The 15,752-nt window shown below is 71.8% G+C and carries 13 protein-coding genes; 4 read left to right on the plus strand and 9 right to left on the minus strand.

What is annotated here, in order from left to right; all coding sequences use genetic code 11:
• The first annotated feature begins 47 nt into the window (after positions 1 to 47).
• Complete coding sequence (locus ACFYYR_RS25710) at positions 48 to 1,295, plus strand: MFS transporter (RefSeq protein ID WP_388858046.1); 1,248 nt, start codon at positions 48 to 50, stop codon at positions 1,293 to 1,295.
• A gap of 112 nt (positions 1,296 to 1,407) precedes the next feature.
• Here ACFYYR_RS25710 and ACFYYR_RS25715 read toward each other — a convergent pair whose 3' ends face one another.
• Positions 1,408 to 2,145 carry an SDR family oxidoreductase gene (locus ACFYYR_RS25715; protein ID WP_388858049.1) on the minus strand — a complete coding sequence of 246 codons (738 nt, stop codon included), beginning with the start codon at positions 2,143 to 2,145 and terminating at the stop codon, positions 1,408 to 1,410.
• 93 nt (positions 2,146 to 2,238) lie between these two features.
• Here ACFYYR_RS25715 and ACFYYR_RS25720 point away from each other — a divergent pair, with 93 nt between their 5' ends.
• Positions 2,239 to 3,087 carry a LysR family transcriptional regulator gene (locus tag ACFYYR_RS25720; RefSeq protein ID WP_388858052.1) on the plus strand — a complete coding sequence of 283 codons (849 nt, stop codon included), beginning with the start codon at positions 2,239 to 2,241 and terminating at the stop codon, positions 3,085 to 3,087.
• A gap of 338 nt (positions 3,088 to 3,425) precedes the next feature.
• Here ACFYYR_RS25720 and ACFYYR_RS25725 read toward each other — a convergent pair whose 3' ends face one another.
• Together ACFYYR_RS25725 and ACFYYR_RS25730 are read right to left on the minus strand one after the other, a co-directional pair.
• Positions 3,426 to 3,746 carry a hypothetical protein gene (locus ACFYYR_RS25725; protein WP_388858055.1) on the minus strand — a complete coding sequence of 107 codons (321 nt, stop codon included), beginning with the start codon at positions 3,744 to 3,746 and terminating at the stop codon, positions 3,426 to 3,428.
• Between the two features lie 95 nt (positions 3,747 to 3,841).
• Positions 3,842 to 4,303, minus strand: a complete 462-nt coding sequence (locus ACFYYR_RS25730; RefSeq protein WP_388858058.1) for a MarR family winged helix-turn-helix transcriptional regulator — start codon at positions 4,301 to 4,303, stop codon at positions 3,842 to 3,844.
• Between the two features lie 82 nt (positions 4,304 to 4,385).
• On the opposite strand from ACFYYR_RS25730, the gene ACFYYR_RS25735 reads away from it, so the two are divergent.
• Entirely contained in the window at positions 4,386 to 4,757 is a 372-nt protein-coding gene (locus tag ACFYYR_RS25735; RefSeq protein ID WP_388858061.1) for a VOC family protein, read from the plus strand.
• A gap of 296 nt (positions 4,758 to 5,053) precedes the next feature.
• On the opposite strand, the gene tpg is transcribed toward ACFYYR_RS25735, so the two are convergent.
• The 5 genes from tpg to ACFYYR_RS25760 all read right to left on the minus strand — a co-directional run bounded on the left by tpg (position 5,054) and on the right by ACFYYR_RS25760 (position 12,431).
• Entirely contained in the window at positions 5,054 to 5,608 is a 555-nt protein-coding gene (gene tpg, locus ACFYYR_RS25740) for a telomere-protecting terminal protein Tpg (RefSeq protein ID WP_388858064.1), read from the minus strand.
• Positions 5,609 to 5,617: 9 nt separating this feature from the next.
• The gene (gene tap, locus ACFYYR_RS25745) at positions 5,618 to 8,056 is read right to left on the minus strand and encodes a telomere-associated protein Tap (protein ID WP_388858066.1); all 2,439 of its coding nucleotides are present in this window, start codon (positions 8,054 to 8,056) and stop codon (positions 5,618 to 5,620) included.
• A 60-nt stretch (positions 8,057 to 8,116) separates the two neighbouring features.
• Entirely contained in the window at positions 8,117 to 9,496 is a 1,380-nt protein-coding gene (locus tag ACFYYR_RS25750) for a hypothetical protein (RefSeq protein WP_388858069.1), read from the minus strand.
• A gap of 53 nt (positions 9,497 to 9,549) precedes the next feature.
• Positions 9,550 to 10,095 carry an HIT family protein gene (locus ACFYYR_RS25755; protein WP_388858072.1) on the minus strand — a complete coding sequence of 182 codons (546 nt, stop codon included), beginning with the start codon at positions 10,093 to 10,095 and terminating at the stop codon, positions 9,550 to 9,552.
• Positions 10,096 to 10,283: 188 nt separating this feature from the next.
• On the minus strand, positions 10,284 to 12,431 hold the full coding sequence (locus tag ACFYYR_RS25760; protein WP_388858075.1) for a sulfatase: 2,148 nt from the start codon (positions 12,429 to 12,431) through the stop codon (positions 10,284 to 10,286).
• Positions 12,432 to 13,142: 711 nt separating this feature from the next.
• On the opposite strand from ACFYYR_RS25760, the gene ACFYYR_RS25765 reads away from it, so the two are divergent.
• Positions 13,143 to 14,264, plus strand: a complete 1,122-nt coding sequence (locus ACFYYR_RS25765) for an amidase domain-containing protein (RefSeq protein WP_388858078.1) — start codon at positions 13,143 to 13,145, stop codon at positions 14,262 to 14,264.
• An 86-nt stretch (positions 14,265 to 14,350) separates the two neighbouring features.
• Here the strand turns inward: ACFYYR_RS25765 and ACFYYR_RS25770 are convergent, their stop codons facing one another.
• Positions 14,351 to 15,526: a macrolide family glycosyltransferase gene (locus ACFYYR_RS25770; protein WP_388858081.1), complete on the minus strand. Its 1,176-nt coding sequence runs from the start codon at positions 15,524 to 15,526 to the stop codon at positions 14,351 to 14,353.
• Positions 15,527 to 15,752: the final 226 nt, after the last annotated feature.

A 15,752-nucleotide genomic window follows, 5' to 3' on the forward strand; every position in this document is an offset into this window, starting at 1 on the left:
CCGGTGTGATGCAGGGACTCGAACATCGGTTGTCGCGAGGGAGTCGCATGCGCGTGCAGTTGGGGCGCAGTTTCGGTTGGCTGTGGTCGGCCTATGCCGTCAGTACCTACGGTACGTGGATCGCCTTCGGCGCGTTCCCGCTGATCGCGGTTCGGGTGCTGCACTCGCCGGCCTTCGCCGTGTCGCTCCTGGAGGCGGCCGGGCCTGCCGTCGCGGCGATGGCTGCGTTCTCGCTCGGGCCGTGGGTCGAGCACCGGGCCAAGCGTCCGGTGATGATCGCGGCGGACCTGATCCGGTTCGTCGCGTTGGGAAGTGTTCCGGTCGCGTACGTCCTCGGCTTGCTGTCCTACGGCCAACTGCTGGTCGTCTCGGTCCTCTCCGGGACCGCGAGCATCGCCTTCACTGCCGCATCCGGCGCGTATCTGAAGCATCTCGTCCGTGGCGATCACCTCCTGGTGGCGAACGGGAGATTCGAGGGGACGAGTTGGATGGCGACGGCGACGGGCCCGCCCCTCGGTGGTGCACTGACCGGGTTGCTCGGCCCGGTCATCACCGTCATGGCCGACGCCCTCAGCTACCTGCTGTCCGCGCTCGGGGTTCTCCGCATCCGCGGAGGCGACGTCGCCGCACCTCGCGACCGGGCCACCGGGGTGCGCGGAGCCGACCTGCTCGGGGGCTGGCGGTTCATCCTCCGCGACCGCGTACTGAGGCGCCTGTTCCTCAACTCGGTCCTGGTCAGCGGCCTCATCATGGCCACCGTCCCGCTGCTGTCCGTCCTCCTGCTGGGCCAGTACCACTTCCCCGCCTGGCAATACGGCCTTGCCTTCGGCATCCCGGCACTCGGCGGTTTCGTGGGCGCCCGCCTGTCCGCGCGCCTGGTGACCCGCTACGGCCGGCACCGGGTCATGATTCTCTCCGGTTGGCTGCGCTCGTTCTTCCCTCTCGGCCTCGCGTTCGTCGGTCCCGGCCTCCCCGGACTCCTCACCGTGATCATCGTCGAGGGCCTGCTGATCACCTGCATGGGCATCTTCAATCCGATCCACGCAACGGAACGCCTGCAACGGACGCCCGCGGATCACACCGCCCGCATCCTCAGCACATGGAGTGCCATCAGCAGACTCACGCAAGCTGCCCTGATGATGATCTGGGGCATTCTCGCCACCCTCACCAGCCCGCTCGCCGCCATCACCATGTCCGGGGTTCTCCTGCTCGCCACCCCGCTCCTGCTGCCCACACGCATACACATGTCCGCCCCCGAGCCTGCCACGTCGGCCGGAGACGCCCGGGTCGCATGACTCACCGCATGCCCCGCTCGCTCCGGAAGGGCGCCGTCGGCTCATCGAGAGCTGTCGCACCCGCCCGGCCGCTGTCTTCTGTCTCCGTGGGGCTGCCCGTGTCTCCGTGGGGCTACCAGGGGATGGCGCCGTCGTCCTCGAAGAACCCGCCGGTCGGGCCGCCGTCGGGCAGCGTGGCGAGGCGGATCGCCGCGGCCGCGCCCTGCTCGGGTGTGCGGGGTCCTCGGAAGCCGTTGAAGTCGGTGGCGACAAAGCCCGGGCAGGCAGCGTTGACCAGGATGTTCGTGTCGGCCAACTGCCGGGCGTACTGCACGGTGACGGCGTTGAGGAAGGACTTCGACGGCGCGTAGACCGCCATGATCGGGCCGGCCTCGATGCCGGGGTCGGCCTGCCGGGTCAGCGAGGCGACGCTGCTGGAGATATTGACGATGCGCGGCGACGCCGAGCGCCGCAGCAGCGGCAGCATCGCGTTGGTCACCCGCATCACGCCGATGACATTGGTCTCCACGACCGTACGGAGGTCGCCGAAGTCGACCGCGGTCGGGTCCTGTGCCCACCCAGGCCCCAGCTCTCCCGCGATGCCGGCGTTGTTGACCAGGGCGTCCAGGTGGCCGGCGAGCCCCTCGACCAGTTCGGCGGCCCGGTTGACGCTCTGCTGGTCGGTCACGTCCAGCGGCACCCCGAACGCGTCCGCCCCGGCGGCGCGCAGCTTCTCGACCGCGGCCTCGCGCCGGGTCCGGTCGCGGGCTCCGACACCCACCCGGTAGCCGCGAGCGCCCAGTCCGGCCGCGATCTCGTACCCGATTCCCTTGTTCGCGCCGGTCACCAGCGCAAGCTTCTTCTCACTCATGCCGTCGATGCTGTCCCTCCGGCCCGGGGAGGCTCCAACACCGATCCGGTCTCCTGTGATACCTGCCGGGTATGACCCCAGTACGGTGGGGCCATGGACGGTCTGGAGATGCGTGAGCTGAGGTACTTCACGGCGGTCGCGGAGGAGTTGCACTTCGGCCGCGCCGCCGAGCGCCTCGGCATGGCTCAGCCGCCGCTGTCCCGGGCGATCCAGCGTCTGGAGCGGCGCCTGGGCGTCCTGCTGCTGGAACGCAACCGCCGCGGCGTCGCCCTCACCGGCGCCGGCGAGGTGCTGTTGAACGAGGCCCGCGTCACCCTCGACGCGGCCGCCGCCGCGGCTCGCCGCACCCGCCGCGCCGCGTCACCCCGCAGCCCGTTGGTGCTGGTGACAAAGGCCACGGGGTCCCATGAACTTCTGCGGAAGCTGCTCGACGCCCACGCCGCCGAACCCGGCGCGGCCGAGGTCGAGGTGGTGCTGTGCGGAATCGGCGAGGAGGAACGGCTCCTGCGCGACGGCCGCGCCGACGTGGCGCTGCTGCACCCGCTCTTCAGCTCCCTCGCCGGGTTCGACAGCGAGGAGTTGCTGGCCGAGGGGCAGGTTGCCGTCCTGCCTGCCGAACATCCCCTGGCCGCGCGCCCGTTCCTGTCCATGGCCGACATCGGCGATGTGCCCGACCTGCCGCCCGCCCGCTGGCCCCGCCGTGACGGGACCTATCCGCCCGGACCGGGCCCCGAGATCCACGACCTGTCGCAGCTGGCCCAACTGATCGCCCTCGGACGCACCCTGGCCGCCGTCCCCGCCTCCGCCCGCGCCTGGTTGTGGAGCGCGCACGCCGCCGTCCCCCTCACCGACGCGCCCGCCGTGACCACCCACATCGCCTGGCCCGCGCACAGCCGCTCCCGCGCCATCGCCGGGCTGATCCGCACAGCCACCCGGCTCTGACGAGGCAACGCGCCGCACTCCGGTCGTCGGATCCGCCCGTCGGGGACGGCCCCGGGGAACGGTGCGGCGCCGGCCGGGCTAGGACTTCGCCACGACACTCGACGAGCTCATTCCCCCGACGGACTCCTGAGCAAGCGCCACCACCGCACCGGCCCCGGGCCCAATACCCAGGGCCGGTGCGGGACACCGACGCCGGAAACCGGTCCGTCCACGAACCGGCCGCCCTGGCCGATGCACTCGACCAGGTGCTGTCCGCCGGCTGAAGCGCTCAGGCGCCGACGGAGAGAAGCTGTGTCGGAACCTGTGCGCCGGACCATGACGGAAGCAGCGTCAACCGGTCAGAGACCGGCGACGTCCCCGGCCCTCTTGAACACGGAGTCGAGCGCGTCCACCACGGAGTTGTGCCGCCTCGCCCGCGCCGCCCGGTCGGCCGGCACCAGCCGCGAGGCGGCCTGCACGGCACAGGCGTCCGGGTCGCCGAAGGCGGTCCGCGGGTGCTCTCCCGTCTCCGCGCAGTGCGCCGTGACGTCCTTGACGGCCTGGAGCACGACCGCCCGGTCCACGCCCGGCTGCATGGCCAGCCGTACCTGGAAACGCGCCATCCACCGTTCGCGGTCCTTCTCCCTCGCCGCGTCCGTCCTCTGGTCCTTCTTCGCCACGTGCCCTCCCGGGTGATCGGCGGTCGTCCGTCACGGAGTTGGACGCCGGGGCATCGACGTGGGTTCATCAGGCCCCTTCACACCGGCTCGGCGGGTCAGCTCTCCAGAGCTGCCGCGATGCGGTCGAGGTCGGTGAGGAGCGTCGCGACGCGCTGGGGCGGGATCGCGTCGACCATGCGTTGTTCGACGGCGTACACCGCGGCCTGGACCGCGGCCAGACGCGTGTGGCCCTCTTCGGTGAGCCGGGCGGGCCGGGCCCGGCCGTGATCGGCGGTGGCAGGGCGGGTGAGCAGCCCCGCGTCCTGCAAGCCCCGCAGGACGACATTCCCGGACTGGCGGCTGACGAAGGTCGCGCGCGCGAGGTCGGCGTTCGACATGCCGGGGTGCAGGGCGAGCAGTTCGAGCGTGGCGTACTGCGGCACGGTCAGCCCGTGCTCGCGCAGCACCTTGTCCATGGCGCCGCGCAGGGCGGCCTGGGCACGTTTGAGCAGATACCCCACGTGGTGGGTGACGTCGTCCGCGGGACGGAACGGCTCCGTCGGCACACTCTCGTTCATGTCAGCATTTTGACATAGCCGATCCCGGCGCCCTAGGCTCCCACATGTCAAAGTCCTGACATGGAAAAAGTGAGGGAAACCCGTGCCATTCGCCATCGACGGTCCCGACTTCGTCGCCCTGCAGGTCCACGACCTGGAAGCCGCGGCGACCTTCTGCGAGCAGCACCTGGGGCTGCGCCGGGCCGCGGTCTCGCCCCCGCACGCGGTCGTGTTCGACACCGAGCCGACCCCGTTCGCCGTTCGCGCACTCCTCCCGGGCGTCGACCTCGCCGACGCCCCGCGGCCGGGCCTCGGCGTGGTGCTCTGGTTCCGGACTCCGGACGCTCAGCAGCTCCACGACCGGCTCGTCGCCGCCGGCATCAAGATCCTCGCGCCGATGGCGGACAGCCCCTTCGGGCCGATGTTCTCCTTCGAGGGTCCGGAGGGGTACGCACTCACCGCACACGGAGGCTGACCGGAACCGCCGCCCTTCCCCCCGGACGTTCCCCTCCCATTCCCCGTCGGCGCCGGGCCACTCGAGGAAGGAGGAGGGCGGCGGCACGGTCTCACCAGCGCCCGGCACACCGATCCCACCGGGCGCCCGAGGATCACCGGGCTCGCGGTCCGGGGCGGCCCGCCAAAGGCCAACGGGCAGCACCGCGCGGCGTCTCCGACGGTCCGGTGACAACCCGCCTGCCTCGGTGACGACCGTCGTGCTTCGGCTCACCGGTGCCACAACCCCCCGGCCGCGGCTTCTCGTTGTCCCGCGGGTCAGAAGTCCAGCTCCACGTAGTCGATGTCGGTGAACTCGACCTGCAGTCCCTCGGCGCGCCGGCCGCCGTCCTTGAAGTAGACCTCCTGGAGTCCCTCGGCGGCGATGCCCCGCAGCTGCTGGTCGGTGGCACCGGCGGACTGGGCGTCGAAGAGCCGGGCCGCGTACTCCGGCGGCAGATGCTGGGTGACGCGACGGATCCGCGCGTCGTCGGTGGAGCCGGGGGCCGCGGTGAAGCCGAACCGCGCGCGGGTCTCGATGACGATGCCGGTGGCGGTGGCGGCCTGCTTCTTGGCCCGGTCCCGTACCCGCGGCTGCCAGCGCTTGCGCACCTCGTCGGCGAGCCGGGCCGCGAGTTCCGGGCGCGGGCGCTGCAGCCGGCCCTTGACATAGCGCTCCACGGTCCGCTGCGAAACGCCGAGCAGTTCGGCCACGGCCCGGGTGCCCTTGAGCTGCTTGACCAGGAACCGCATCCGGGCCGGCGCCGACTTCGGCATCGGGCGGGTGAAGTTCGCCGCAGCGGCCCGGTCGAGACTGTCCTCGAAGATGCCCATCGTCCGGTCCTACTCTCCGTCGTCGGCGGCGTCGGTGCCCTTGATGTGCCGGGCGGGGTTGTTCCCCTCGTCCAGCAGCTGCACCGCCCACAGCAGGTCCCGGGTGCCCTCGTGCTTGACCATGCCGGGACTGACGCCCAGCCGGAAGCAGCCGGGGGCGGGCTTCCCGTCCGGTGTGCGGGGCAGGACGTCCAGCGGGCTCGGGCCGTCGGAGAGGTAGACGGCGCAGTCGGACAGCAGGGCGACGGGGACGAGCGCGTCGTCGTCGAGCCGGAGATGGCCGACGGGGGCCGCGGACCGCTGGGTGGCCAGTGCGGTCCTGACGAGCTTGCGGTGCATGTTGACCCGGGCGGTGGAGATGACGGCGGCGCGGATGTCCGGGCGCCAGGTGGGCCGTTCCAGGGCCGGCCAGCGCTCGCCGAACCGGTATCCCATGCCCTGGGGGCGCTCCCGCAGCTTGCCGATGCCGCCCTTGACGGTGGACTTGATGGCGGTCAGCACCACGGCCAGGCCCGGGTCCCGCTGCCGGTGGTGTTCCATCGCGGCCAGGAACTCCTCCTCCGGCATGCCGCTGGTGACGCCGAGGTCGGCCATGGTCGCCTTGTACGCCTCCGCGAGGTGCTTGTACCAGGGGTCCAGGTACGGGCCCGATGCACGGCGGATCCATGCTTCCAGCGGCTGGACGGTGGCGGGGAGCCGGTAGGTGTCGATCAGCTCCTGGGCGTAGGCGACGGTCGGTGTCGCGTACCAGGCCGGGCCCTCCGGGCGGCTGCCGTCCGGGGTGAACGGGCTCGGCAGGCGCGGGTCGAGTGCGATGCCGGACAGGTCCACCAGCCAGGAGCCCGGGGTCTTCTTGTCGAACGCCGGCGACGTCACGTGGAACGGTGCGCCGAGGCCGACCGGGAGCCGGTTGGCGGCCGCGAGGAAGGCGGTGTTCACATCGATGCCGACCGCGAACCGGCGCTCGCACTCGGCGTCGGTGAGCAGCTGCGGGTCACGGATCCACTCGTACGCCTCCTCGTCCAGGACTTCGGCCGGGGTGCGCTGGTGGCTGCGGGGGTGCAGGGCCGCGGCGACGGGGTGTTCGGCAGGGGCCTCGGGGGGTGCGGGGTCGACGGGTTCGGTGAGCGAGCCGGGGACCGGTCCGGAGGTCCACCCGCCGGTGGTCTCGTCGCGTACGGCGCGGGTGGGCGGGCGCAGCGCGGTCATGGCCTCCAGGCCGGAGACGGCGGTCGAGCCGCGGGGGGTGATGACCCGGGTCGCGTAGGTGCCGAGGAGCTGCGCCAGGTCGGCCGGCGGCAGTCGGTCGGCAGTCCCCCAGGAGCGGGAGTCCAGCGCTTCCCAGGGCAGGACGGCCAGCTGGACGCAGTGGCGGCGGCCGCCCTGCGCGGGGCGGTAGACGCGGGCCCAGGGGCCGAATCCGCGGCGGGTCAGCTGCCACTTCGCGCGCTTGATGTCCTTGACGACCCGGTGGTCGTCGGGCAGCCGGAGCCCGCGCCGGTCGGTCAGCCGCGCCGGGAGGCCGAGGCGCTCGGCGGCGGCCGCGGTGAGGACGATCAGCGGGTCGGAGTCCTTGCCGGCGGCGTGCAGCCGGGGCGCTCCCAGCTGCGCTTCGCGGAGGGTCCATTCGACCAGGGAGACGATGGTGTCTGCCGGGCAGTCGAGGACCAGGCCACCGAGGCAGTACAACGCACCGTCGCCGTCCAGCACGCCGAGCGGTCCGTGGGCGAACCGGTCGTCGTCGGCACGAGCCGCCGAGGAGGTCGGGGTCGGGGTCGAGATCGGGGTGCTCGCGGCCTCGCGCTGCGCGCCGGCATTTCCCGGGCCGGCGTTCCCCTGGCCTGCAGCGCCCCTGCCGGGCTTCTGCTCACCGCGCGGCGGGCCGGACTTCCGCGCCCCCGTCTCCTGGGGACCGGGCCGTCGCGAACCGGGCCGTCGCGAACCGGACCGCTGGGAACCGGACTCCTGGGGGCCGGGCCTCCGGGAACCGGGCCCGGCGTCCGTCTCTTCCGTCTCGTCCGTCTCGTCCGTCTGGTCGGCCGGAGCGGGCCGGGCCGCCGACGGGCCGGTTTCGCCGCCGGGCTGCGGCACCACGCCGGGTGCGGACGGCGCCGTCGGGGCAGCGGTGCGCTGCACGGGCGCCACCGGCACGGGGGCGGGCGGTACGGGCGCGGACGGAGCCGGGGCCGGAGGCGCCACGGTGCCGTCCGGCGGATAGAGCTTCGCCAGCTCCCGCAGCAGGTGCGCATAGTCGTCCCGCTGCGGCGGCCGCGGATCGGTCCTGCCGTTCTCCCAGTTCACCAGCGTGGCACGGCGCACCCCGAGCGCGTCGGCGACCTGGTCCTGGGTCAGGCCGTGCGCCTTGCGCAACCGCTCGCGTTCCGCGGGCGGGGGGAGGACGGGCTGACTGGCGATCAGGGCGTTGATCGCGGCAAGTCGATCGGACAATGGGACACCTCCGGGGCCCATCCTAGCGGCTGGATTCGACATCCTGCGTACTTTCCGCGCTCATTTCCGCTGGACGCGTGTGTGGCGGCTCGCCGGAGCGTGCCCCCGACGGTGCAGGCTCCCCGGGCGCCCGTCCGGATCGCCTGGTTCCGGCCGCGCCGCCGCCCGATGTGCCGGGCTGCCTCGCGCCCGCTGCCCCGTCAGAAATCCTCCCCCTTCGACACCTGCAGCCCCTTCGGAATCGCGGGGAGCACCCGCTGGTTCGATGCGGTTTCGCGGATGCTGCCGGGACGGGTGAAGGCATCGCGGCCGGCCTGCTGGAAGGTGACCGTGGGTCCGTGCTTCCGCAGGTTGCCGCCCTGGGGGGCGCAGGCCGTCGAGGGCGGGGAGTTCGTAGGAGGTGGCACCGCGGGCGGCCTGGGCGAGGAAAGCCGCGGTCATCTGGGCGACCTGGGCGCGTGCCGCGGCCGGAGAGGCGACCTCGGACGCCGAGCAGTCCCCGATGCCGCCGTCCTCGTCGGTGGGCGCGAGGTTGGTGTTGAGCATCCGGTGGCCGGTGCCCGCCAGGAGCGCGTCCGCGGCGACCTTCGTCGAACCGGATGCGGCGAGCTTCTTCATGGTGTCCAGGCCCGCGTCCGGCCCGAGGTCCTCGTCGCAGGCACCCCGGACGGTGAGGACGGGCACCCGGTGCGGAGCCCGCTCGACGTTCTCCCCCGGCTCGACGGCCACGGCCCCGAAGAGCCCGGCGCGTTCGGCGGCCTTCGGGGACAGGACGTAGCCGCCGCCGCGGCTGTGCCCCACCGGCCCCACGCGGGAGGTGTCGATCCGCCCCTTGACGCCCGGGAGGTCGAGGCCGTGCGTGATGCCCCGGTTGAGGTCGGAGAGCAGCTTCAGGTGGGTGCCGACCAGTTGGGTGTAGCCCTTCTCGGCCACCGTCTCGCCTCCCCACCAGTACTCGGCGGCCGTCACATCGATGGACACCGCGACGAAGCCCTTACGGGTCAGCGCCTGCACCATGGGGGACAGTCCCACGTCCTGCCGCAGATAGCCGGGCCCCGCTCCCCGAGCTTCCCTCGCGTCGGGCTTGTCGGGCGATGCGCAGACCAGGGGCCAGCGGGTCTTCACCGCATCGCGGGCGATCCCGGGCGCTCCGTCCCGTACACAAGGGTGGTGCAGACCGTGCAACACGACCACGACCGGGTGCGGGCCGTTGCCCTGGGGCATGCCCAGGACGCCGTGCACCTGGGTGGGATTGCCCCTTCCGCCGGGGACGTTCTTGATCATGCCGGGGGCGAGGCGGTAGCGCGTGAGGCCGTCCGCACTGCCCCGCGGGGCATGAGGGGTGCCCCCGGAGGCTTCGAAGGCACCGGTGGTGACGGACAGGCCCAGGGCAGCGGAAGTGGCGAGGAGAGCCGCGGGCCAGAGGAGCGCTTTCTTCATGCCTCGGAGGATGCAGAACGGAAAGTCCCGGTTCCGCATTCACCGGCCCATGATCACCGTCGCTCACCGTGCCGGGCCGGTGTCGCGTGCGGCGCCGCTTCGGGGTGCTGCTCCCGTGCTGTGCGCACGCCGGTGAGGCTCCCTGCGCCAGGGCCGAGACCGGCCCGCAGGGACAGCGCCCATCGGTCGGCTTCCCCCGCCGTCACACGCTCCCGCTCCGGCCGCCTGAGCAAGTCGAACACACCCGGCCCACGGTACTCCGGGGAGAGGTCCTCGCTCCGCGGCACGATGTGGAAGTGCACATGGGCGAATCCTTCGGCTTCAGCGAACTGCACCACATAGGACTTGACGCACCCGGTCACCCGGTGGAGAGCTCGGGAGAGCCTGACCTGCCAGGTTCCCAGTGTCGCGGCCTCTGCGTCGGTCAGGTCGGCGACAGCCGTGACATGGCGACGGGGTAGGAGGACAAGCCAGCCGGGCAGCGCGGTGGTGACCCCGTGCGCCACTCTCCAGTGTTCGTCGAACGCAATGCACTCGCGCGGCGGCAGACAGCCGAACTCCGCTTCTCTGTCGCATGGATAACAGTCGCGCACCGTCATGCGGAGGATGATAGGCGCCGCTCCGGCCCACCCTGCATGAAGCTGGGACGTGAAGGGCAAGGGTTCCCGTTCCCGGCCAAGAGCTTCAGGACAAGCGCTTCAGGACAAGCGCCTGACGGAAGGCCCCGGCGCATGACAGGAGGGCCCCGGCGCCGACACGCCGGGGCCCTCCCGCTCCCTCCCTGGGGCTACCGCTTCTTCCCGCTCGCGGAGGCGGCCGGCCCGGAGCCGTGCTTCGCTCCGTTCCCGCCGTGCCCGGAGCCGTGCTGCGGGCCGTACGCGGTCAGGAACCGGTCGCGGAAGGAGTCCATCGGCCACACCGGCGCCTTCGGGCTGGGCTTCAGTCCCTCCTGCCACCCCCAGCCGGATATGCGGTCCAGCACCGCGGGGTCGCGGGCGACGATGGAGATCGGCACGTCCCGGTTGGCGTGGTCGCCGGTGACCATCGGCACCGGCTGGTGGTCACCGAGGAAGACGAGCACGGTGTTGTCCTTGCCGTATTTCTCCAGGTACTCGGTGAGGCTGGTCACCGAGTACTGGATGGAGCGCCGGTACTCGTTGGCGACGTGGTCCGGGTTCTTCCACACCTCTTCGGGGTCCTTGCCGGCCTTGTTGATGGCCTTGTAGACCGAGCCGTCACCCACCTCGTCCCAGCCGATCATCTTGGGTATGGGCGCCCAGGGCTGGTGGCTGGAGACGAGGATGGCCTCGGTCATCAGCGGCTTGGACCGCTTCTTGCCGTGCTCCAGGCGCTCGAAGGCCTTGAGGCTGTACTGGTCGGGCACGGGCGACCAGCTGAACTTCGGGCCCCGGTAGCCGATGTCACGTGAGTCGTAGACATGGTCGAGACCGTAGAACTTGCCCTCCGGCCAGGCCCGGGTGACGCCCGGCATGAGGCCGGCCGTCCGCCAGGCGTTCGTCCGCCGGAAGGCACCGGTCAGCGTGAAGCGGTCGCTCGACGTGACGCTCCGGTAGCGCTGCTGGTTCTTGATCCAGAGGCCCGAGTTGAAGGTCGAGTGGGCCAGCCAGCTGCCGCCGCCGAACGTCGGCGAGTGGAGGAACGCGCTGCGGGAGTGGAAACCGGCGGCGCGCAGGGCGGAATTCCGCTTCTCGAGCACGTCGCCGACCTGCCGCGCCATCCTCGGGTCCTCGATGGCGCTGCGGCCGTAGCTCTCGATGAACGCGAAGATGACGTCCTTGCCCCGCAGTCCGGTCAGCAGCTGGTCGGCGGGGGTCCGGCGGAACCGGTCTGCAGCGGCTTCCTTGGCGAACTGCCGCTCGTCCCGGATCCCGGCCCGCACCCGGTCCACCCGGTCGTCGACGCGCGCCACCGTGGCCTTGGCCGCGACGGGGACACCGGCGATCTGCAGGCCCAGGGCGGTGCAGATGACCCATACGGTGCCCAGCACCAGGGTGGTGCGGGTCGCCGCCGCGCTGTGGCGGACCATCAGACGGGTCAGCCGGAGGACCGACAACGTCATGAGGACCAGCAGGGCGAGCACGAGGAGCACGACGCCGATGACGGCACCGATCGCGCCCGCCTGCCCGACCGAGTCCCTCAGGTACGCCTCGGCGTCGTCGAACAGAATCCAGTCGAGGATCAGGTCGAACGGCCGGTCCAGCACCGAGTGAAAGCCCATGTCCAGCAGGTTCAGGACGGTGAGCAGGCCGAGCCCGACCCCGCCGAGCACCGCCGTCACCCGCCTCGCCCTCGGCGGCAGGACGAGCAGCAGAGCAGCGCCGAAGACGGCCTCCACCGGGATGCGGAAGAACGCGCCGGGGGTGAGGCGGGGAAGCTGGTTCGGCAACAGGAGGGCGCACAGCACGAGGGCGCCGGCCAGTCCGGTGGTCACCCACCGCAGGGCCCGTGCCGCGACCGGCCGCCCGCCCGGCCGGCCACCGCCGGACTCCTGCCCGATCCCGTCCCCCGAGCCGTCCGAGCCCGCCCGGGTGCCGCGCTCCTCGGCGCCTTCCCCCGCACCGCCGGACTCCTCGGCGCCGTCCCCCGCACCGCCGGACTCCTCGGCGCCGTCCCCCGCGGCACCGGCACTTCCTTCCGGGACGTCGTCGGTCCCGGCGTCCGCCACCCCCGAAGGCTCTTCGGGGCGGTCCCCCACCGGCCCCGCTTCGCCCGCGTTCTTCGCGTCCGCGCTGCCCTTCCCCTTGCCCGCGGTCGCGAGTACGGCCCCGTCCCGGCCGTCGGTGTCGCCCTCCCTCTCCGGAAGAGCGGTTTCCGGACGGGCTGTTCCCGGATCTGCGGTCTCCGGATCTACGGTCTCCGGGGGTGCGGTCTCCAGATGTGCGGTCTCCGGGTGTGCAGCGCCGTCGGAGGGCACCGGTCGGCCGGTCTCCTCGGTTCCGGTGCCGTCGGAGCCTGCGGCGCCGGCTCCCCCCGTGACGGCATCCTCATGAGCCGCTGAACCGCCGGTACTGCCGGCAGTGTCCTGATCCGAGACGTCGTCGGACGCATCCTCCGGAGGACTGTCCGGCCGTTGAACCTCTTCTGTGGTCGCCTTGTCCGTATTCGGAAGCTGACGAGAGCTTGTGAAGCGCGACAACCCGAAGGTCCTTCCTTGCGAAAGCCGGTGGTGGCACGGCGGGCCAGGCTCGGGAGTTCTGGGCCGCCGATATCTGTACGGCCCACCGGCTGCTTCAGTTCAATCGGTGGAACTCCGGTCCGGGAGGCCCGTGGACGGTACGGCCGATCCGCACGGCGAAGCCGCCGCAAAGCGCACCAACTCCCCCATGACCTGCGCTTCCGGGGTTTCACAGCCGTGGTCGCGCACGCAGTGCCCGGGCCGTTGACGACCGGGCGCGCTCCGGAGCGTGAACGCTTCCCGGCATTCCGGACGTTGCCCTCCGAACGGTCGCCGTCATCGCTGTGCGACTGCCGGCGGCGGACTCCCTCACCCCCCGGTGCGGCGGACAACCGGAAGGCGACGACGGGGCGGTTTTCCACAGTTCGATCACACGTCCGCCATGCATGCGTACTTCATGCGAAGATTCCGGTCCCCGGTTCGAGCGGACCGGGGGATGAGGGGAACAGCGTGAAACCACCGACGACAAGATCCACCATCGGCGCGGTCCTGACAGGGTGCCTGTCGGCCGCTCTCCTGCCCGCCTCGGTCGCGCACGCGGCGGAGATCCGGACGGCCGACAGTGCAACGGCCGAGTCCTTCGCCCGTATCGCCGATGCCGTCCTGACCGAACGCACCGAGACCCTGGTGAACACCCGGTCGGCGAAGCACCTGGCACCCCGGCACTCCGGGACCGTGCGTCTCTCGAAGCGCCTGGCCCGGGCCGAGGACACCGCCCTGTCCTCACTCGAAACCCGCAAGGACCGGCTGGCCTCCCTGGGCGAGGCGTACACCGACGCCGACACCCGGGTGCGGGTGGGAAGCACCCGTATCCGGGGCGGGAAGGCGACCGTCCGGGTCACCGAGACCACCACGCTCACGTACCGGAAGATCCGCGGCGACGAGCCGGCGACCACCGGTTTCCAGGCCCACCACGAGCTGAGCCTCACCGCCGGCCCGGACGGCACCTGGCAGCTCACCGGCATCCGGCCGACGGACGAGGGGCCCCGGCCCGTCAACGCCCCCGCCGAGAAGGCGGCGGTGGCGAGCGCGGCTTCCGGTCCCAACGCGACTCCGGCGGCCACGTCGTGGCCGGCACCGTCCAGGCCGAAGACCGGCGGGTCCTACAACTACGCGGCCATGGCCGCGTACGCGGAAAGGTACTGGAGCAATTACAACCCCGCGTACCGCAAGTTCAACGACGTGGGCGGGGACTGCACCAACTTCGTCAGCCAGGCCCTGAAGGCAGGCGGCTGGAAGCATGACTCGGGGCTGTATTCGGACTACCGCAACTGGTGGTACAACTCCTCGAACCAGACGATGTCCTGGGTGGGTGCCGACGACTGGTCCTGGTTCACACTGTCCTCCAAGCGCGCCACCCAGCTGTCCAATGTCTACCAGTTGGGCGTCGGGGACATTCTGCAGATGGACTTCGACCGGGACGGGTCCAAGGATCACTCCATGATCACGACCTACCGGAGCAGGTCCGGGGTCCCATATCTGACCTACCACTCCACCAACACGTACCGGAAGTCGGTGGCGAGCATCGTGGCGTCCTACCCGCGGTCGCTCTATTACGCCTACCGGACCTGACGCCCGGCGGACCCCGCCCGGCCGGACCCGGCGCTCACAGAGCTCCGGGCCCGGCCCGGTGCGGCCCGGCTGGGGGGGGGGGAGGGTCAGGCCAGCATGTTCTCGATGAGGTCGGCGGCGCGCGGGGTGCCGCCCTCAGCCCGTGCGGCGGCGCGCAGCAGGGCTGAGCGGTGGGCGACCTCGGCATCGGTGACCAGGTCGTGCAGGGCCGCCCGCAGGGTCTCGGCGGTGGCTTCCGGGGTGTCGATGCGGCGGGCCACACCCAGTTCCACGAGCCGGTCGGCGTTCATGAACTGTTCGGCAGCCTGCGGCACGGCGATCATCGGGACGCCTGCCAGCAGTCCTTCACTGCACCCGCCCATACCGGCGTGGGTGACGAAGGCGTCCGCCTGCCCCAGGACCGCCCGCTGCGGGACCCAGGAGTGGACCGTGACATTGGGCGGAATGTCGCCGAGTTCCCGCGGGTCGGTGTACCTGCCGATCTGGAGGACGACGTGCCAGCCGGGCAGGTTCCCGTAAGCAGCCAGGCACTGGCGGTAGAACTCCGGTTGGCGGGTGAACGCCGAGCCCAGGGAGATCAGCAGCACGTGCTCCGCATCCGCCGGGCGGGTCCAGCCGTCCGCGCCGGCACGTGTGTCGAAGCAGGGCCCGACGAAGGTCACCGTGTCGGTGTCGACCCGGTCGGCGTGCGGCTGCATCGCCCGGGTGATCAGGGCCAGGGCCCGCGACGGTGGGCCGGAGAAGGCGTCCACGGCAGTGGTGGACGCCCCGCAGTCGGCAAGCCACTGGGCGAACTTCGCCCGGTGGGCGTCCGCGCCCGGCAGCGCGCGCAGGGGTGCCGCGACGTCCTGGTCGTAGCCGTCCCAGGCCACGAACGTCGGGGACAGCTGCATCAGGGGCCGGTCCTGCGTTTCGGCGAGGGCGCGCGCGGCGTAGGCGCCGATGTCGTACAGGTACAGGTCCGCCGGGTCGTGCTGGTAGGCGGCGCGCAACTGGGGCAGCGCTTGGACGGCGTCGTCGAGGAAGAGATCCATCGCGGCGATGGGGTCGTCGGGCCAGTTGTTGTCGGCGACCGGCAGCACGGAGGTGCAGGTGACCGGTTCGGCGCCGGTGGCCGCGATCAGGCCGGCCACCGCCGGGTCGTTGGCGTAGGTCACACGGTGGCCGCGGGCCACCAGCTCGCGGATGATCTCGAGGCTGGGCAGGACGTGGCTGACGGCGGGGATGCCGACCATCGCGATGTGGGCACGGCGACGGGACATGGAGGATCACTCACTTCAGGTCTACGGCGAAAGGGACACGGCAAGCCCGCGCGCCGGGCTCTCCGAGAGCCTCGGATGCAGGCGCGCACATGGGCATGCGGGAGGGGAGGCGGGGCGCTGCCCCGACCGTGTCAGCCGTAGATCTGACGGAAGAAGAACATGCCCGCGACCCTAGCCCGGCCTCAGGCTTCCGGCACCTCAATTTCCGTGGGCCACCCCGGCACCG

The organism is Streptomyces sp. NPDC001922 (genome assembly GCF_042891165.1).
GTDB lineage: Bacteria > Actinomycetota > Actinomycetes > Streptomycetales > Streptomycetaceae > Streptomyces.